Raw genomic sequence first — 19,172 nt, 5'->3', positions numbered from 1 at the left:
GTATCCCGTCCTTTCTTTTGCCTGATCTGGCAGACTCCCTCTCAAAAGCTCTTTTCTATATATAGTAGCCGGGCTTGTCCAACAAACGGTTCAGATTGTGGTTCGCTGCGCTCTCACAATCTAACCTTATTCGTTGGGCCATTTCCATTAATTCCACTATTGGAACTTAACTCCAAGTATTTTCCTGAATTCAACTTCAATTTCATTTTTTATTTCAAATACAATCTGTTCAATTGTGACTTGGCCATCTTCCCATGCTTGGCGAGCAGGTCCAATATCATCGTTTTGTTCATATATTTCTAGATGGTGTATCAATTTGCTTACCGGAGCCAAGAGTTCTTTATCCAATTTTTTAATTTTTACACAAACAGTTTCAGGGAAAAAAATTATATTTGGCTCATATATATTTCTAAATTTATTTACAGCATCCAATAATTCTTTTGATTTTTCTTTTCTGCTTTCTTTTTCTTCAAAAATTGCGTAACTGACGAATAGACTCGCTAAATCATATAGCTCTACAATGCTTGCATATAATCCTGCAAGTATTTCTGCTTGCTTTTCATGAAGTTTGCTAAATACAACCTGGTGCTCAAAAAATATTTTTTCTATTTCGTATTTAATTTTTGCTAATTCAATCTGATTCTGAAATTGTATTTGTGATTTATGGTTCTCCAATTCTTTGGCAAGAAATTGTGATGTCAGGGATTTGATAAGCCATGCGACAGCACCAAGTAAAACGGATGAACCGCCAAGAAATGAAATTAATTCAATAACTGACATGGCTTAATTCTCATAGTACATAACTCGACACAGTTGTAACTTGTAGTGCCAGCTAAAAATTGACCTGCTTTCTGTCGCTTTTTACGCATCTTTTTTCATAAAATTCCACCAAACCAAAAATGATATAATATATCCAGCAAGTTCGTATCCGATTTCCCATAATGACTGCGCTTCAAAATATCCTTCGACCACCCAAACAAGCCTCATCATGACAGCAACTACGATCATGCGAATTATAAGAGAAGCGAGTGCTAGCTGCTTTTTAGCTCTTGGTGCCAAAGAATAAACAACAAACATTGTAATTAACATGGCGAACACGGGCTTCACGAACGCAAAATCATCTGCACGGAATATTGCGTAAAATATCACTCCAACCAAAGAACCTAAGGCTGACAGCGGCACGAATAAGACCCACCTTAGCCATTCTGGTAAATTTTCATACCACTCAAACATGTTTCCTCCAGGTGGAGTTTAAGCCCAACTAATAATTATCCCGTTTCCGGATATCTCCACAATACATAGCCTTTGTCCCCCTAGAACCTGGAGTTACCAGACCATTTCTTAACTAGATATCACTCCTCACGGAACGATATCCAGGAAACAGGATACCACCGCACCATTGCGCTTCCCCTACCGTTCCACGAAAAACCCACATTTCACATGCCTGCCAAACGCGAACAATGCCAGAGATCAGCTCTTAAGGTGTTAGTGGTAAGAAATTCTCTCCAATAATGCCGATTGACGAAATCTGAAAAATACTAATATTTACCTGGCAACCCTACTCTTTTGCCACCTCCCTCAAAATAAATCAACAGTAAATCCTTCCTAGCACTATAATCGCGCAGCTCTCAGAATTCGCGATCACCATGACACTATCAATCACTGCAAGCGCGCTGCTATCCATCCTCCTTTATATGGAGGCTGAACAGATAAAAAGACTATGGTTGAAACGTTAAAATCTCAACGATATCCACACAAGCGATTACTGAAGCAGATTATGCTTGGGAATGGGTGCTGAAGACGACAGGATAAAAGATAAAATATAAGGCTGGGGTACAAAATGAGGATAAGACAGTCACGACGGATAAATAAGAGGGATGCCCGAGATCAAAGTTCGATCGGTCGGTTCTTCCTCTTTGGAGGGAAACGGCTAAAAGCACAAGGGCAACATCCAGTACAGTTTTGTTGCCAAGAGCTGTTACAATAACACTGATGCCCTGGGAGTGCTTGCCACCAACTTACAAGCTAACGAGACAACGGGCATCGTCTGCCGTCGGCGATCATGGCCAAGTCAGGCTGGGAGAGAGGAACTTTACCGGTTTTAAGAACTAACACCAGGCAGTCGGAACAGACATTGAACTCGGGACGATAATCTTCGGTCTCTTGAGCCAGTTCCCAGCACTCCGTGTCCGGTTGTTGCCGTGCGATGCAAGCATGATTATTACAATTCATGATCATCCAACAGGGAAGCTCTCTCATCCTTGCACCTCGGTATCGTTCTGTAATTCAAGCTTATCGACTGTAAGCGATCACAAAACATCCCGCAATCGCTTACGGTTAGGGCAGGACGTTACTGCTGAGCCTGCCCGGCAATCAATTATTTACGTGCCTCTTAACTGTTTCCCGCTAAATCTTCCGATGAGAATGAACAAGAACTCATACTCAATGTCCTGTTCCTTCGGCTTCGCTCAGGGAACGATTATCGCGGGACCGTTCCCTGAGCGAAGCCGAAGGGAACAGGATCAAGAAAAGCCTTGGTACGATTACCAACAAAAAGGCTGAAGATAGTCTAGAGCCGCAATTATTTATTATCTCGCGTGGCAGCCATAAAACCTTCCAGCCGGGCAATCAACTCATCCCTGCCCTCGCCAGTCTGAGACGAGAACAACACCCTTTCGCTTGGGGCCACCGTCAAACCGGCATCGAGAGCTGCTGCGTGTTGATAACGCTGCCCCCTGGTGATCTTATCAAGCTTGGTATAGACGAGGAGATAGGGCACGCATACTTCGCGCAGCCAGTTGACCAACTCAAGATCCAACTCCTTCAATGGATGGCGGATATCGATAATCACCACCACACAACACAGGGTTTTGCGGGATTCAATATAATCGGAAATCAAACCCTGCCACAGCCCCTTAACCGCCTTCGGCACCTTGGCGTAGCCGTATCCCGGCAGATCAACCAGGTAGAGCGCGTTGTCCACGGTGAAATAGTTCAAGCTCTGGGTCTTGCCTGGTTTGGCGCTGACCTTAACCAGGTTACGGCGATTGAGGAGCCGATTCATCAGACTGGACTTGCCGACATTGGAACGCCCGGCAAAGGCAATCTCGGGGTACTCCGGTTCCGGAAGCTGTTTCAGGGCATAGGCGCTAATCAGAAACTCGACTTCCGAATAGTTAATAGCCATCCTCAAATAACCTTGTTCAGGGAATACTCAACAATTCCCTCGGCACCGCTTTTCAGCAGTTTCGGCACCAGATCGCGAACCTCATGCTCGGAGATGACCGTCTCCACCGAGTACCACTCTTTCTGATAAAGATGGGCGATGGTCGGGGCATTCATGCTCGGCAACTGCGCAATCACCCGATCAAGATTCTCCTTGGACACGTTCATCTTGAGGCCGACGATATTATCAGCTCGCAACGCCCCTTGCAACAGGATGGAGATGTTCTGAATTTTTTCGCGCTTCCACGGGTCGGCCCAAGCCTCTTGGCTGGCGATAAACTGGGTGTTGGACTGCAACATCTCATGAATGACCCTGAGGCCATGGGCCCTGATGGTGGACTCGGTCTCGGTCACCTCAACGATGGCATCGGCCAGTTTGGACACTACCTTGGCCTCAGTGGCTCCCCAGGAAAATTCGATATCGACATTGATCCCCTTATCAGCAAAGAAGTTCCGGGTGTAGTTGACCAATTCAGTGGAAATCTTCTTGCCTTCCAGATCCTTCAACTCCTTGATGTCGGAGTCACCCGGCACAGCCACCACCCAGCGGGTAGGCTTACGGCTGACTTTAGAGTAAATCAGATCGGCGACCACTACTACATCGGACTCGTTCTCCATGGTCCAATCAAGGCCGGTGATTCCGGCGTCAAGGACTCCACGCTCGATATAGCGGGACATCTCCTGTGGTCGACAGATGGAACACGACAACTCGGGATCATCAATTTCGGGAAAGTAATTACGGGAGGAGAGCTTGATCTTCCACCCCGACTTATCGAACAATTCAATAGTAGCCTTTTCCAGGCTACCCTTGGGAATGCCTAACTTCAACACCTTCATTTCTTATATACCTCCGCCGGATCGAAAACCGTCGTACCCTTAATAACCAGCGACTCGCCTTCCAGCCGCCGAAAAAAACAACTGTGATATCCCTTATGACAGGCAGCCCCGCCCAACTGTTCCACGCGATAGACCACTGTGTCCTGATCGCAATCCACCAGGATTTCTTTAATCAGCTGAACGTGACCTGAGGTCTCACCCTTCAGCCACAACTGATTCCGAGACCGGCTCCAGTAATGGGCCTTGCCAGTAGCAATGGTGCGCTGCCATGCTTCCTCATTAACATAAGCCAACATCAAAACCTCGTTGGTCTCATAATCCTGAGCAATGGCTGGGATCAAGCCGTCACCCTTGGCAAAATTCAAAATTTCCATCACCACTTCCTTATCATTTTCCATGCGGCAATCACTTACCGCCCCTGCGGACACCCCGACATTAAACTTCCTGCTCACTGCTCTTCTCTGGAACAACAGCCACCATTGCGGCTTTGGCCTTGTTCTCCTTAGACACGAAATTGATCAGACAGGCCGTCCTGAATTTACAATATTCGGTAGGATGACGACAATAGGCGTCGTCTGCCTCCAACGTTTGCTTATACTTATCGCAAACAAGATCCACTATAGCTTCCCTGCACACACTTTAAGCAAAATCAATGAACGTCCTCTGCCCGCAGGAAAAAATCCGAGGTGAATAATACCAATAGTAACGCACGAGAGACAATCTCAGTCAGCAGTCAGAGTAATCCTACCCGCACCCAATAATTATCCACTATCAACAAACAATTTACACTAGGCGGAACTCTCTTTTTTGTCAAGAAAGTTCCCTTTTGACTCTCCCAATTTTTTGGATTTTCAAATGCCATATTTTCAGTTACTATAGTAGCTTTTCATGGTAAATGTTCTTGGTCAAGGACCTTATTAATTAAATAGCCCTATCATGATCAATACAAACATCCTGCTCCTACCTAGCTGCTAACACCAAAGAGTTCCACCTCCACTGACTTTGATCAGCATCAAACAAACTTCCACTGCATTTAACTCCAACGACGATGCCCCAACTCGAAAACGTAACTGCAATCCTCAACACCCTTCGATCCGATTTGAAGCGTGAAAAAGAGGCCATTATAACCATACTTAAAGACCCGAAAATCGCCGACTGGAACACCATCGACTATAAACACTATTCTCCTCTGCTTGACAGCGCTGGCATTGACACTAACGCTATCAGCGCAAGCCTCAACAACTACCAGCAACAGGCAAAAAAAATCGGTAAACAGATCGACGCTTGGAATATCGAGATTGGCAACCAGTTGGCCGACTGCATTGACATCTCTAACCCCCAGACGGCCCTGGCCTCTGCCCAGAAACTCGCGGAAAAAATCACCGGCCTTACCGCAATGAAGGAAGAATTCCAGACCATCATACGTCCACTCATAACCGCAAATCTTTGTCTGCAACAGCAACTCGACCTCACCCCCCTCATCGCTATTGCCAAACTTCTCGCCCCAGCCAAGAAAGATCAACTCAGCAGCGGGGCAACAATTCTGCGCCTGCTGACCAAGCAACCCGACGACAATGAGGGAAGACACAACCTGCTCGACCTTGGCCATGAACCAGAACGACTGGAAGCACGGTTCCAACGCCTTACCATCAACAAGCTGCCACGCCTGATTGAAGAGATCCTCTTTCACCACATCGAAAGCTCTCTCGCTGCCAACCGAGAAATCAAAATCTTTCTGCATGACCTAGTCGAACGAATGAGTCGTGAAATAAGTTTAATAGCCACCATCGAAAAAGATCTCCGCGCCATCCAGACCGAGTCCCCAGCCGCCCTGATCAAGGGCCTCGTGGCGCAGGGACAAATCATGGCTACTTTGCTTTCGTCCCTCTACCACAAACAAAATCTCCATAGCGCTATGGACACGGCAAGAGTAGCATTGGACTCCATCAACTTTTTTTGCAGCATCATGAAAAATCGGATCATCCCGAGCCTGCAGAAGGAGGTGGAATCAGCAGGGTCTCCCCTTAACCCAATCGTAGTATCCAGCAAGATGACCAGATCTTTTTTTGAAGGAACCGGCGGCATCATCCGCTCACTCAAACTGATGATGAATTCGCTGAAAGGCCAAGAAGCTGTTAACGAGATCGAGCTCCAACTTATGCTCGAAAAAGGAATTACCAACTGCAAAACCTTTTTCGGAACCTCTCATGATGACCTAAATAAAATCAAACATTATATTGACGGGATAGTCAGTCACTACAAGAAACCGTTTCCCTATAATGACCTTTTTAATCTGGTCAAGTCCACGATCATCTCATATGGCGAAGGGGTAGAAATATTCATCACGGACTATGAAATCCCCAAAGACATGCAACTCATGATTTCGCCTCCACCTACCAGGGTCGGGGCGGTGACCACGGCCATCAACAAATATAAAATCACTTTTCAAAAAGCAAATGCCAACACATGAAACAAGGAGCAGACAATGAAGGTAAAAACCGGCGACACCGTTGTGGTTCTCTATGACGGACTACTAGACAACGGCGAACTATTTGAATCCTCTGAGGCCAGCGGTCCTCTCGAATTTACCGTGGGCGATGGAAGCGTAATGGCGGCTTTCGACGCCCAGGTCATTGGCATGGGCGAGGGAGAGATCAAGACCTTCCGCCTTCCGCCTGATGAAGCCCACGGCCCGAGCAACCCCGAGCTGATCCATACTGTAGACCGTGCTGTCCTGCCCGGCCAGGAATCACTCAGCGTCGGCATGATCCTTGGCCTGACCATTGACCACGAAGGGAAAAAGGAACAGGTCCCAGCCACTGTAACATCGGTGACTGACAACATGGTTACAGTCGATTTCAATCACCCGCTGGCCGGGCAACCGCTTAACTACCAAGTCACTGTGCAATCGATCCGCCCCGCTGTCGACAAATGACCCACCAACAAACCAGGGCCATCCTCACCATTGCCGGATCCGATCCCTCTGGCGGGGCTGGCATCCAGGCCGACCTCAAGACTTTCACCGTCCTCAGCACCTATGGCTGCGCCGTCATTACCAGTCTCACAGTCCAGAACACCTTGGGTGTTCTGGACTGTCATCCACTCGCCCCGGAACTGGTCCATCAACAGATTGCCGCCGTCCTTGACGACATGACCGTGAGCCATATCAAAATCGGCATGATCGGCTCGGATGATATCGGCTCGGCCATCTGTCACGCGCTTCAAGGCTTTACCGGTGAGGTAATCTACGACCCTGTTATCTACTCCAGCGTCGGTCAACCAATACGGACCACCGACACCCTGGAAGGAGTTCATCAGCTTGCTGCGCGAGCCACGGCCCTGACCCCCAACCTCCAAGAATTAGGACTCCTCACTGGCCAGAACATCGGTTCCACCACAGAGGCGCTGGTGGCCGGGAAGAAGCTCCTGGCCGTATTTCCAAAACTGAAAGCCGTGGCAATCAAGGGCGGCCATCTTAATCCCGATCTGAACCAAGTAACAGACACCCTGCTTCTCGCCGGAGACGATCAACCTCTCTTCCGCTCTCATCCACGGATTATCAGCCGCAACACCCACGGAACCGGATGCACCTTCGCCTCGGCCTTGGCCGCCTTCCACCAGCATAGCGGTGATTACAGTGAGGCTTTTCAGCGCAGCATCGATTTTCTCAACTTCCTACTTGCTGCAAGCGTCGACTATCGCTTAGGGCACGGCAATGGTGGCCTCTGCCATCATCTCTATCGACACAATGAATAAGGGACCGAGAAATTACAAAAGTTCCGTTTATCTTTGCCGTCATACCAGCATGACCTTAGCTGGTATCCAGCGCGGAACCTGAATTGCGGATAAAAACATGCAGGAATGACGAATGTTTCGAGAGTTAACAAACGACATATCAATAATTGCCGACTCCCAAATACTCTCTTACCACCGGGGGAGCGATTCAGAAATCAGGGCAAATGATCGGGCAACAAGGAGAGCCTCCGCTGACAGAGGCTGAAAAAGTTGACAGGACTAGTTCCTATCAGTATATCATTAGTAGGTAGATACCACAAAGTGAGGGACCGTTACATATTCCACCAGAAAAGTCTCAAATTGGACAATTCACTTTAATTCATTACTTACACCATGAAAAAGTTATTCACCAATAACCCCACCGAGATCGCGGAAGAGATAAACTCGCTGATTACCAATAAGGGCGCGCTGGTGTGCGCCAAGGGGGGAACCTCCGACAAGATGAAAAAATTGCCTTTGGTGGCAAAAAGTAAATCCAGCGCCGGAGACCTTATGGTCATACTCCACCCCGATCATCCATGCGACTCTGATAAGTGCTCATTTTACTACGCCACCGCTGGGGCTCCTTTACGATACTTTGAGGCAGCACGAGTCAAAAAGGCCAAACAATTTCTTGGACTGCAGTATCCCACAGAAATTTACAATGTTTTCCGAAGAAAATCTCCCCGAGTCCAGACAGCCCGCAAGTCCACGATCACTTTCTCCATCCTCCACAAACAGCGGGTCTACAGCGGCAAAGTAGTCGACATCTCCCTGAATGGCGCTCAATTATCAATTGATCTTCCAGCGCAACTTTCAACAGGAGACACGCTCTGCGCCCTCTCTTTCATCCTCTGTTCCCGATTGCTCGCCGATTACGAAGAGACAATCACCCTCGCGGAAGCCAAGATAGTTTGGATTCAAACCGAAGAAGAACGAAACCACACCCTGGGAATCAATTTTGAACCGGATGACAATGCCCGCGATGCCTTAGAAAATTATATCAATTTACGAAAAATTGAAGATCCCAAAGATTTTGCGACATGAATCTCCACTTTCCCCCCATGTCACATCATCCTGATTCGTCCACAATCAGGACAGACCCACGTCGGTCCGTTGGTCAATCCCCATTTATTTTCCTGGAAACATTCATCACAGATTTGGAAACCACAGAGACAATTCCAGCAGAAGGGCAACTCCTTTTTACAGCAGTGACACACAAATAACTTCCCGCCCCGCCGCCGCTCCGAGTAGCTTCCACGTTTCATCACATACCTCAGAGATCAACTACGATCTTGATGGGCCAAAAACGGCTCAAATTCAATCTCATAGATATAGAGCAACACCAAAGCCAAACCAAACAGCAATGGCCCGTAGAGCAGTCCAATCAAGCCAAAACTGTTGATACCGCCAATCAGAGCGAAAAAGATCAACATCGGACTCATATTAGCCGCGCCCTTCATAAACAGGGGACGGATCAGATTATCGAGCAACCCCACCACCAATACGCACCAACCCGCCATAAAGGCAGCTGCCTCCCACCGGCCAAGGACCACAAGATACCCCGCCGCAGGCACCCAAATCAACGCCGTGCCCACAAAGGGAATAAGAGCAGCGAATGCCATCATGCTCCCCCAGAACAATCCCGGCAACCCGGTAATCCAGAAGGCCACCCCCCCTGCGGCTCCTTGGGCCAAGGCCGTCAGAAAAGTCCCCAAAAGCACTGAGCGGGAAACATCATGCACCTTGGCAAGAATCTTCTTCTCATGGGTGGAGGACATTGGGATCAAGTGCTGAAGATGCCTGACAATAATCTCCCCGTCTCGGATCATGAAAAAAAAGGCGAAGAGCAGGAGAAAAAAATGTCCGATAAAAGCGGTGAAATTGCCCATAATCCCGCCCCCTTGACTGACCAGAAACTTCCCGACCAGCGACGTAACATCAAGTACCGTCTGATTGATAGGCTGAGGGTCTCCCCCCAGTTGCGAAGCAATCTTAGACATATCGGGCAAATAAGGCATAATGACAGCCCATACCTTGATCACCAACGGCAGGGCAAAGAGTTTCTGATACTCTCCGGCATTGACCCAGGCATGAATAGCGTTAAAGGAGTCAACGCCCTGATGGATCAGCGAGACACCGACAAAGATGAGGGGCAAAACCACAACCAGCGTCAAGACAAGACATGAAAAGAGAGCGGCAACATGCCGCCTCCCTCTGGTCAGGCGGAGGATAACTTGATGAACCGGGGCAAAGACAATAGCGAGAATAATAGCAAGAATAAGGGCATGGGCATAATCGGCTACCACCTTAACGCAAGCCCCAAGGACCACGACGAGCAGAAAAAGGAGAAAATAATGCCCCATGTTCATCCCAGCATCCCCCTGCCCTTCAACCTCAGACACAGCAATCTCCTTTTTCCGCTTACCTCGTTGCCGTACCATCACTCTTCTCCCTCTGCTTCCGTCAATCCCAACCTGACCGACAATCTACCTAATAAACTAAGGGCTATAGCCTGATCAAATCCACATGATCCTCATCGTGGGGATTGATGTGAATCATGACATCGCCCACCTCGGAAAATCGCTCAAAAATTCGTTGTTTCACTTCACATGCAATCGAGTGAGAACGCTTCACCGTCATCTGAGGGTCCATGTCCAGCTTCAAATCGACAATGATATACTGCCCTGAGCGGCGGCAACGAATTTCATGGACATGATCGACCCCCTCCACCTCTTCGGCTAACACCGTAATCGTGGTGTTCAACTCTTCGGAGGGCTGACCGTCCATCAGCTCATGGGCGGCTGTCATGAAGGACTCATAACCGATATGAAAAATAAAAAAGGCCGTAAGTCCTGCCGCCAAGGGATCCATAATCTTAAATCCAAAAAAAGCGCTGGTAACACCAATCATAGTAGCCACCGAGGTAACTGCATCTTTGTGGTGATCTTTGGCAATGGCCAGCACTGCCGGACTCCCCAGCTCGTCTCCAACATTCTGTGAAACACGGTGCAGAGCCTCTTTGGTAACAATCGTCACCATAGCGGCGATCACGGCGATCATCCTCGGCTCCTGATAAACGCCGGTCATGACCGTGCGTACCGCACTATAAAGAATCCCCCCCCCCGTAGCGAAAATAAGCAGAGCCACAAGAATCGCAGCGATGCTCTCCGCCTTGCCGTGGCCATAAGGATGGTCATCATCAGAAGGTTTACGGCCAATATGAAGCGCAACAAGCGTTGACATAATCGCCACCGAATCACAGGCGCTCTCGACTCCATCGGCAAAAACCGCCTCCGACTTGCCAAAATAACCGGCCAGAAGTTTCATCACCATCAGCAACGCGTTAGCCCACAACCCTACCTTGATGACTCGACCCGCTTTATTGAAACGCTCATCCCTCAGCACAACCCTCTCCATGACACAAACAATTTAGGAATGCCTCACAATACCTAGGCAGCGTAATCATTTTTATTCCGGTTAGTCAACAGAGGAGATAAGGGACTCGGGAAATACCAATTTACCTGGATCACGCCCGGATCTGGGACAGATTTGGTTGCGCCGATTGAACAAAACCGCAGGCGTAGCAGCGCTACGTCGAGGATTTTGTGATTGAGTCGCGACCAAAGATGGCCCAAAGCCGGGATGCGTTATGGTAAATTGGTATTTTCAGCGTCCCTAATACCTGCGCCATCAAAAATCATTTGCTATCCCCTCCCCAACAATGCTACCATTATGAGCAAAGATTCTGGCAAAAAACATCCTAAACCCCACAAAAAGGAGAAATCACATGAACCTGCTCAAAACACTCTTTCTGGCCATTTGCGTATCCGTTCTTATGACCGCCTGCATGACTAAAGGGACTAGCCCGACCGCAAGCGCCCCCCAAGAAGAACGGACCGATATACTCTACAGCTGTAATTGCGGCCCCCAATGCAAATGCAACTCCGTCAGCCTCACCCCTGGAAACTGCAAGTGCGGTTCCCCAATGGCGTGGGGCCACGTGATCAAGGTCGAGGGCAATGAGGCCATTCTCTGCCAATGCAAGGAAGGATGCAAATGCAATATTGACCCCAAGGACCCGACCAAATGCGGATGCGGGATGCCGGTCAAACGGGTAAACCTTGCAGGATCAGGAATTTATTTCTGTAACTGTGGGGGAACTTGTGCCTGTAACACCCTGTCTGCCATGCCTGCAGGCTGCAAATGCGGGATGCCCTTGAAAAAAGCGGAGTAACTTCCGTCAAACACTGCCGCCCTTGAAATCAAGGGCGGCAGCCTCATGGAGACTGTCATGAAACCTGCGTCCCTGATTACCATCATATTTCTTTTTCTGATTGCCGCCCTCCACCTGACCCGTCTCATCATGAGTGTGGAGGTCATTGTCGCTGGAACGGTAATTCCATGGTGGATCAGCCTCTTCGGCTTTCTTTTCACGGCAGGCCTCGGTGTCATGCTCATGAGAGAAAGTCGAATCCATGACCAGTAAGTCCCGCAGCTCTTCCTCGAATTCCCCTGGGCAGTCAAACCTCACCCCATAAAAGACAGCTCCTTATCCCTTATCCTTCGAGTACACCCATGCTTCTTGCCATCGATATTGGTAACAGCCATACCGTCATCGGTATCTTTAACAACAATGACATCAGTCATCACTGGAGAATTCAGACCAACCGCCAGCACACCGCCGACGAAATCGCCATTATCGTCCACAGTCTCTTTGCCATGAGCAAGTTTTCCGCGGGCAGCATCCGTGGCCTCATCCTCGCAAGCGTTGTGCCCCAGTTGAATAGCGCCTGGCTCACCTTTTCGCGGACGTTAACAGCAGACCCAATCTTGGTGGATCACCACACAGCAACCGGTATCCCAATCATGATCGACACCCCGGCCGAAGTCGGGGCAGATCGGATTGTCAATGCTGTAGCTGGATTTCACCGTTATCAACAGGCCATGATCATCGTCGATTTCGGCACAGCCATCACCTTTGACTGCATCTCAGCTCACGGGGAATACCTGGGCGGCGCCATTGCTCCCGGCATGGGCATCGCCATTGAGGCGCTCGGCAGCAAAACGGCCAAATTACCCAGAGTCGATATCAATATCCCGCCACCACAACCCATTGGCACCAATACTGTCTCCGCCATCCAATCCGGTATCCTCTATGGTTATGGCGGCTTAGTGGAAGGGCTGATCCAACGGCTCAAGACCTCCTTCTCACCTCAGATCCCCAAGGTTATCGCCACCGGCGGCATGGCAAAACTGATCGCCCCTTATGCCTCGTCGCTTGAAGAGATCGAACCAAACCTCACCCTGGAAGGACTTCGCCTGATCTATGAGCGCTGCCATGAGTAATAAAGCCCTTCATCCCCCCCAACTACGAAAGGGAGACACCATTGGCCTGGCTGCACCGGCCGGGCCGATCAAGGAAGATATCCTCAGACAGGGACTGCAACTCCTTCGGGACAATCGGATCAAGGTTAAATTCGCCGACGATATCTGCCGCAAGGAAAACTATCTAGCCGGTTCCGATCAGCGCCGGCTTGAAGAGTTCCATCGACTCTGGGATGACGATGAAGTCAAGGCTATTGTGGCGGTACGCGGGGGCTATGGGTGCGCAAGACTCCTGACAAAACTTGATTTTGAACTCATCAGGCGCAAGCCCAAAATTCTGATCGGCTTTTCCGACCTGACCATTCTGCTCAACGCCATCCAACACCAGACCGGCCTTATCACCTTCCACGGCCCCATGTTGTCAACTTTGGCACGAGACGGCAATCCAGCCATGATATCGATGCTCAATGAACTTACGGTTCATGCCCAGGAGCATCTAAAAATCAAAGGTCTTGAGGTGCTGCGCCCCGGTGAGGTCCAAGGACACCTGATTGGCGGCAATCTGGCCTGCCTGGCACAATTAGTGGCGACCCCCTATGAACCGATGTGGGCCGGGCCATCCTCCTCCTTGAGGACATCAATGAATCAGCCTACCAGATTGATCGCATCCTGACCCAACTGAGCCTGGCCGGACGGCTTGACTCCCTGGCGGGAATCATCCTCGGCGATTTCCTGGACAGCGATATGCATAGCATCTCCGACCTGGACTTGATCTGGCAGCGGACTTTGGAGTTGACCGGAGAGCACATTCCGGTCTGGGCCAATTTTCCAGCAGGCCATGGCAGCCGCAATATCTTACTACCGATTGGCAGCACAGTCTCCATGGACAGCAGCAGATGCGTACTTTCGCTACTCAAATAACCAAAGGGCCTTCAACGCTTCAAAAAACCTCATGCCTTACCCTGCAATGAGGTCGGCTACCGCCTGTTGCAGACGGAGGGCAAGCGCCTGTTTATCTGATCCGGAGAATTTTGTCGTGTCTATGGGCTGACCAATCTTGATCAGAACCTGTCCCGACCGGGCCAGCAATTTTCCTTTGGGTAAAATCTGATGGGTTCCGATAATAGCCACAGGCACAATAGGCACCCCCGCTTTGATCGCCAACACCATCGCCCCGCTCTTGAAATCCTGAAGCTGATCGTCACGACTCCTGGTCCCTTCAGGAAAGATCACCACCGATGTCCCATCGGCAATCCTTCTGGCTGCCTCGATTAAACTCTGCATGGCCTGACGCCCCCGGGAACGATCCACCGAGATATAACCTGCCGACCTCATCGCTGCGCCAAAGATAGGAACAGCGAACAACTCTTTTTTGGCCATCCACCGAAAATCACACCCCAGATACCCCTGCAGAGCAAAGATATCGAACTGACTCTGATGGTTAGCGGCAAAAATATAGGGTCCGGCCTGAACAAGATTCTCCCGCCCCTCAACCGACACTCGTGCCCCGGCAAGAGAGCAGATAAGACGGCCCCATCTCTTGGCCAGCGCCTGAACCCAGACAGCAGGACTTCGAGTACAAGAACCCAGAATCAAGGCCGATATGCTCAGCGCCAATGTCGATGCCGGGGTGACAAGCAGCACCAGGATGGCCCGTAAATAGTGAAGTGTTTTCATAATCATCTTGCCGGGATACACGGCATAAGGTATTCGTAACCAGGAGTAATTTCTAAGCGGTTAAAATATCCTGAGGCTCTATTCTTAGGGATGCAATGATTTATCATGTTGATTTCGTTAGTTTTTAAATGTATCATACCTCCCCAGGCAAGACAATAAAAATCCTGGGAAGACGCTCGTTGCTGTTATACCGCATCCATTATATTAATTTTAATTGATGAGGCATGACCAATGGAGGTGAAAAGCTTTGGCGGCGTCCACAGCCACTTAGCTATCCCCCTCCGCCTCCCCTTAACACTCCTTGGTCGTGCCCCAACCTCTCGTAATGAAAAAACAAAACAGCCAACATGACCCTTTTGGCGACATATCCATCGACAGGCCGTCATCTCCAATCAACACTACCGCTGGCCGAACGGTACGATCACCGCGCCAACCCCATTTTTCACGACAGGCAATCCCTCCCAAAGCCAAGGTACCCTTCCCAGTCTCCTTAGTTCTCACTCTGCTTAGTATCAGCGCCATCGGCTATCTATCCTGCGGCTACTTTGTGCTCCCCTACCTGATCAAGACTCTCGGCGCACAAGCCATCGCCCGTGGCCTTGGCCGACCAATCACTATCGGTCAAGTGAACTTCGATCCGCTACGCCTTAAGCTTACCCTGATAAATGGCATTGTCGGTCCACTCCTCTCAGCCCCTAACGACAAAGTCGACCCCATCCTTTCATTCTCCAAGATGACCATTAATCTGGAAACAAGCTCTCTGTTCCACCGAGCCATCATCTGCCAAGAGTTGAGTATTGACCAGCCATTCTTCCACCTGGTTCAAGGCATTGACAACAAATACAATGCTTCTTCTCTCGTGCCGCCCACTGCCACAGAGAATCATCGCCTCTTGACCTGGCTCATCAGCAGAGCCGCCCAACGTTACTCAATCAACAATATCGAACTCACCAGAGGAGAGATCCGTTACGAGGTCCTGACAACGAATAAAAGTCACCGTCTGGAAGAAGTCACCCTGACCCTGCCGGCAATTGAGAATATCAATTATCACAGCGGCACTCTGCAGCCTCAATTTTCCGCCCGGATCAATGGCACCCCCATAGCTATGACCGGGCAAACGCCCCTGTCGCCACAGGGACCGACAACATCCCGCATGAGCCTAAAAATGGCCAACCTCGACCTGGAAACATACAAGGATCACCTGCCGCCACAACTTGGACTGCAAACATTGAAGGGACAGGCTGATCTTGACCTTGACGTGCTCTACGATGGTTCTCAATCAGAAAAAATTCGGGTCCTCGGAGAAATCTCCCTTCGCTCGTTCCAGGGCGAAAACCCTCAAGGAAAACTGACCATTGACTCCGGTCGCATCAGTGGCTGGTTCGCGCCGGTGAGCAAACAATTTCATGCCAATGCAATCACCCTCGCTCATCCTGTCTGGCATCGACCGGCTGACAAGGCATTTCCTTGGCGCCATCTGGCTGCGGCCCTCATCCAAACCAACCCCAGGCAGCTCGGCACCATGCCCGTTACCCTCCTCCAGATCACCAACGGAGAGATCTTCGCCCACCCCGACTCACCACTCAGTCCGGCCACAAACTGGAAAGGCCTTGACGCGTCGATCAATACCGCGCACCCTCCAGACGGCCCGGAACAGGCCTTCTTCTCCCTTAATGCCCGGACAGAAACAGGTTCTCGCCTCAGCCTCCAGGGCAGTGCCAGCGGGGCCCCATTTACCGCCAAAGGACTAATGATTCTCAACACTATCGATATCGCCACCATCCAGGACCTTTGGCAGATAATCGGACCTTCCCTGCCGATAACCGCTGGCACAATAGATCAGACGCAAACCAATTTTGCCGTCACCCTGGGACCAAACCAAGAACCAATCCTGCATCTTGACCCCTTGGCGATTCAGGCCAGAAATATCCTAGTTGAACTCAATGGCCAAACGCTTGAGGTCCCTGTCTGGCATAGTGATCAAGGATCATTCAACCCCGACGAACCAACGCTCCACCTTGGCAAAGTCCGCCTACAGCAAGCCAAGATCGTCTGCAGGAGGAGCAGCGCCACCGCCTCCTGGCAGACACCGCTTACCGATCCTGACATCCAGGCCACACCACCGCCGGATATCGACCTAAATGGGCTGGAGATTACCAACAGCAGCCTTGTGATCGAAAATCAAGGCCCACCAGATATAAGCCTGCGCCTGGAGCGATTCGACCTGCAATTGGACCAGATTGATCGCGCACGCCCCAACACCGTGACCGCCGCCGCCATGCTGGATGACAAATACCCAGTCCAGGCCGCAGGCACCTTTACGCTCGCTCCCTTCAACGCCACTCTCAACCTGCAAACAACAGAAGTGCCCCTGACCGTTTTCCAACCGCTCTTTAATCACTATTTAACCGTGCCAGCAAGCGGGGCCCTGAGCGTTGACGGCACCCTGTCGCTTCCGGCGTTAAACTACACTGGAAATTGGTCCATTACCGAACTTGCCTCCCCCCCTATCAGTTGCCGCAAGATTATCGGAGAAGAAACTGTTTTCAGCCTTCGACCCCTCTCAGTCGCAATTAACCGGCTTACCCTCCAAGGGCCATCCCTCCAGGTAACCGCAAACGAGAATGGCATGCCCACGCTGCCGCCTCTCATCCAGCCGGGATGGCAGCCCGGAACAACCCCCGACGAAGCAACCGTCTCTATCAAATCCATCACCCTGAGCGAAGGGACCCTGATCTATGATTTTCCCGGCCCCCCGGGACTGACCCTCACCCTCAACAAAATTGATGGCGACCTCTCCGATTATATCGTGGCCAAGGACCAGATTATCCCCTTTACCTTCACCGGCAAGATGGAAAACTCTGCCCAATTCGAGGCTGAAGGAACTATCAGCCCCTTTGCAACCCAGCCGGCGATGACACTCGCCACTGAGATCATAGGACTTCCACTCTCATCACTTGCAGCAGTTATTGAACCACATTGGGGATTTACTATTAAGGATGGAACGCTGGACTTCGAAAACGATATGACCTATGAGAATACCTTAATTCACGACGTGAGCCATCTGACATTCAATGGACTCAAACTGAGCAATCCTCTGTCCTCCCAGGCAATCAAGGCGATTGGCTCCACCTGGGAGACTCTGCCTCTGATCCAGGCGCTACTCCAAGATACCGATGGCGCTATTGCCCTGACCATTCCGATCGATGGCCGAACCGACACAGGATTCACCTACCTTGAAGGGATCAAGGCATTCCTCAACCAACTCCTGCTCAAGGCTACCGTCTCCCCGGTCTCCATTCTCGGAAATACGCAGAAAACAATCCCCGAAACGATCTCTTTTAAGCCAGGATCGGACCAATTAACTCCGACAATGAAGGAACGGCTCCCCGCCCTCGCTCTCTATCTCTCAGAACACCCGTTGATCGCAATAATTCTTACGGGATCTACCGATCCAGCCGACCAGAAGGCCTTGCTCCAGCTTAACAAGAACACAGGAAAAGGATCGCCTTCCCACGAATCCTTGCAGCAACTCGCACGTCAACGAACTCAAGCTGTAAGCGACTTTTTGACATCTAACGGCGTGCTAACAGGGCAAATCGAACGAACAACCATAGAAACAACCACTCAGAAAAAAACCGCTCGGCCAAACCGCGGGGTTGCAATCAGCGTGACTATGGCAAAATAACCAACCGATCTTGAGTATCACTGACTGATCTGCGTTTGACGACCCTTGTCCACCCCCTCACGGTAGCCTTTACTGTAGGCCTTCCGCAACACAGGATTCTTCACCGCTTCATCACGAAGCATGGGTCCTTGCCCAGAAGTTCCATCGGTTATCCCGAGCTTATAATACGTTTCAACCTGCTGCTGGTTGGTTTTTCGCCCATAAATTACAGAGGTGGCACAATTGCGTAAAATCATCGCCCCAATAACAAACATCACCACCCAGGCCATAACCCAGCCAACTTTTGTATACACAGGAATCGGCTCTTGTCCTTTCCCCTGGTTGATCATACCCATATCCACCTCATCAGTTGCCGTCTCCATTGACGAATCTCTCTCTTGACACTACTCTCAATGCCATTCCATCTAAAGGATTTCTTACCAGTCGGCAAGAAATAATGAGTAATGATTCATTTTTTCTTGCGTTTCATGGCATCATCCGCTTAAATAGCCCAACTCAAAGATACTGAACCAATACCTGGTGCTAGCAATCTTCCTATTCCGCTCCAATAAAGGATTTTTTCGATTACGGATTATCCCTGCAAAGGCAGAATAGGATTTCAATGCCGATCACATGAGAGCATTATTCTGAATTGCTCCAAATA

Annotated in this window: 20 protein-coding genes and 1 pseudogene; 8 read left to right on the top strand and 13 right to left on the bottom strand. The window is 50.0% G+C overall.

Features of this window, described 5'->3' with window-relative positions:
- Positions 1-156: 156 nt before the first annotated feature.
- From FP815_09670 to FP815_09640, 7 genes are all read right to left on the bottom strand, one after another.
- Positions 157-780: a hypothetical protein gene (locus FP815_09670; protein MBA3015205.1), complete on the bottom strand. Its 624-nt coding sequence runs from the start codon at positions 778-780 to the stop codon at positions 157-159.
- A gap of 81 nt (positions 781-861) precedes the next feature.
- Complete coding sequence (locus FP815_09665) at positions 862-1,233, bottom strand: hypothetical protein (GenBank protein MBA3015204.1); 372 nt, start codon at positions 1,231-1,233, stop codon at positions 862-864.
- Between the two features lie 792 nt (positions 1,234-2,025).
- Positions 2,026-2,232, bottom strand: a complete 207-nt coding sequence (locus tag FP815_09660; GenBank protein ID MBA3015203.1) for a hypothetical protein — start codon at positions 2,230-2,232, stop codon at positions 2,026-2,028.
- A gap of 349 nt (positions 2,233-2,581) precedes the next feature.
- On the bottom strand, positions 2,582-3,187 hold the full coding sequence (locus FP815_09655; protein MBA3015202.1) for a YihA family ribosome biogenesis GTP-binding protein: 606 nt from the start codon (positions 3,185-3,187) through the stop codon (positions 2,582-2,584).
- A 2-nt stretch (positions 3,188-3,189) separates the two neighbouring features.
- On the bottom strand, positions 3,190-4,062 hold the full coding sequence (locus tag FP815_09650; protein ID MBA3015201.1) for an ATP phosphoribosyltransferase: 873 nt from the start codon (positions 4,060-4,062) through the stop codon (positions 3,190-3,192).
- Positions 4,059-4,460 carry a phosphoribosyl-AMP cyclohydrolase gene (gene hisI / locus FP815_09645; protein ID MBA3015200.1) on the bottom strand — a complete coding sequence of 134 codons (402 nt, stop codon included), beginning with the start codon at positions 4,458-4,460 and terminating at the stop codon, positions 4,059-4,061. The genes FP815_09650 and hisI overlap by 4 nt, the downstream gene beginning before the upstream one ends.
- 37 nt (positions 4,461-4,497) lie before the next feature.
- Positions 4,498-4,680 carry an RNA polymerase II-associated protein gene (locus FP815_09640; protein MBA3015199.1) on the bottom strand — a complete coding sequence of 61 codons (183 nt, stop codon included), beginning with the start codon at positions 4,678-4,680 and terminating at the stop codon, positions 4,498-4,500.
- A gap of 430 nt (positions 4,681-5,110) precedes the next feature.
- On the opposite strand from FP815_09640, the gene FP815_09635 reads away from it, so the two are divergent.
- The 4 genes from FP815_09635 (at position 5,111) to FP815_09620 (ending at position 8,883) form a co-directional block, all read left to right on the top strand.
- The gene (locus FP815_09635; GenBank protein MBA3015198.1) at positions 5,111-6,532 is read left to right on the top strand and encodes a hypothetical protein; all 1,422 of its coding nucleotides are present in this window, start codon (positions 5,111-5,113) and stop codon (positions 6,530-6,532) included.
- 15 nt (positions 6,533-6,547) lie between these two features.
- Positions 6,548-6,997: a peptidylprolyl isomerase gene (locus FP815_09630; GenBank protein ID MBA3015197.1), complete on the top strand. Its 450-nt coding sequence runs from the start codon at positions 6,548-6,550 to the stop codon at positions 6,995-6,997.
- On the top strand, positions 6,994-7,818 hold the full coding sequence (thiD, locus tag FP815_09625; GenBank protein MBA3015196.1) for a bifunctional hydroxymethylpyrimidine kinase/phosphomethylpyrimidine kinase: 825 nt from the start codon (positions 6,994-6,996) through the stop codon (positions 7,816-7,818). Before FP815_09630 ends, thiD begins: the two co-directional genes overlap by 4 nt.
- Positions 7,819-8,190: 372 nt before the next feature.
- The gene (locus FP815_09620) at positions 8,191-8,883 is read left to right on the top strand and encodes a PilZ domain-containing protein (protein ID MBA3015195.1); all 693 of its coding nucleotides are present in this window, start codon (positions 8,191-8,193) and stop codon (positions 8,881-8,883) included.
- A gap of 20 nt (positions 8,884-8,903) precedes the next feature.
- On the opposite strand, the gene FP815_09615 is transcribed toward FP815_09620, so the two are convergent.
- The 3 genes from FP815_09615 to FP815_09605 all read right to left on the bottom strand — a co-directional run bounded on the left by FP815_09615 (position 8,904) and on the right by FP815_09605 (position 11,244).
- On the bottom strand, positions 8,904-9,104 hold the full coding sequence (locus FP815_09615) for a hypothetical protein (protein ID MBA3015194.1): 201 nt from the start codon (positions 9,102-9,104) through the stop codon (positions 8,904-8,906).
- A 15-nt stretch (positions 9,105-9,119) separates the two neighbouring features.
- Entirely contained in the window at positions 9,120-10,280 is a 1,161-nt protein-coding gene (locus FP815_09610; GenBank protein ID MBA3015193.1) for an AI-2E family transporter, read from the bottom strand.
- A gap of 64 nt (positions 10,281-10,344) precedes the next feature.
- The gene (locus FP815_09605) at positions 10,345-11,244 is read right to left on the bottom strand and encodes a cation transporter (protein ID MBA3015192.1); all 900 of its coding nucleotides are present in this window, start codon (positions 11,242-11,244) and stop codon (positions 10,345-10,347) included.
- A gap of 382 nt (positions 11,245-11,626) precedes the next feature.
- On the opposite strand from FP815_09605, the gene FP815_09600 reads away from it, so the two are divergent.
- The gene (locus FP815_09600) at positions 11,627-12,073 is read left to right on the top strand and encodes a hypothetical protein (GenBank protein ID MBA3015191.1); all 447 of its coding nucleotides are present in this window, start codon (positions 11,627-11,629) and stop codon (positions 12,071-12,073) included.
- Between the two features lie 6 nt (positions 12,074-12,079).
- Here the strand turns inward: FP815_09600 and FP815_09595 are convergent, their stop codons facing one another.
- On the bottom strand, positions 12,080-12,370 hold the full coding sequence (locus tag FP815_09595; GenBank protein MBA3015190.1) for a hypothetical protein: 291 nt from the start codon (positions 12,368-12,370) through the stop codon (positions 12,080-12,082).
- A 44-nt stretch (positions 12,371-12,414) separates the two neighbouring features.
- Between FP815_09595 and FP815_09590 the strand changes: the two genes are divergently transcribed.
- Together FP815_09590 and FP815_09585 are read left to right on the top strand one after the other, a co-directional pair.
- Complete coding sequence (locus FP815_09590; protein MBA3015189.1) at positions 12,415-13,185, top strand: type III pantothenate kinase; 771 nt, start codon at positions 12,415-12,417, stop codon at positions 13,183-13,185.
- Positions 13,166-14,085, top strand: a pseudogene (locus FP815_09585) (LD-carboxypeptidase). Before FP815_09590 ends, FP815_09585 begins: the two are co-directional and overlap by 20 nt.
- A gap of 36 nt (positions 14,086-14,121) precedes the next feature.
- Here the strand turns inward: FP815_09585 and FP815_09580 are convergent.
- Complete coding sequence (locus FP815_09580; protein MBA3015188.1) at positions 14,122-14,847, bottom strand: 1-acyl-sn-glycerol-3-phosphate acyltransferase; 726 nt, start codon at positions 14,845-14,847, stop codon at positions 14,122-14,124.
- Positions 14,848-15,166: 319 nt separating this feature from the next.
- Between FP815_09580 and FP815_09575 the strand changes: the two genes are divergently transcribed.
- The gene (locus tag FP815_09575) at positions 15,167-18,529 is read left to right on the top strand and encodes a DUF748 domain-containing protein (protein MBA3015187.1); all 3,363 of its coding nucleotides are present in this window, start codon (positions 15,167-15,169) and stop codon (positions 18,527-18,529) included.
- A 17-nt stretch (positions 18,530-18,546) separates the two neighbouring features.
- Here FP815_09575 and FP815_09570 read toward each other — a convergent pair whose 3' ends face one another.
- Positions 18,547-18,891, bottom strand: a complete 345-nt coding sequence (locus FP815_09570) for a hypothetical protein (protein MBA3015186.1) — start codon at positions 18,889-18,891, stop codon at positions 18,547-18,549.
- Positions 18,892-19,172 lie beyond the last annotated feature (281 nt).

Source organism: Desulfobulbaceae bacterium (assembly GCA_013792005.1).
Lineage (GTDB): Bacteria > Desulfobacterota > Desulfobulbia > Desulfobulbales > VMSU01 > VMSU01.
The sequence above is the reverse complement of the archived record's forward strand: the minus strand, read 5'-3'. Positions and strand labels throughout refer to the sequence as shown.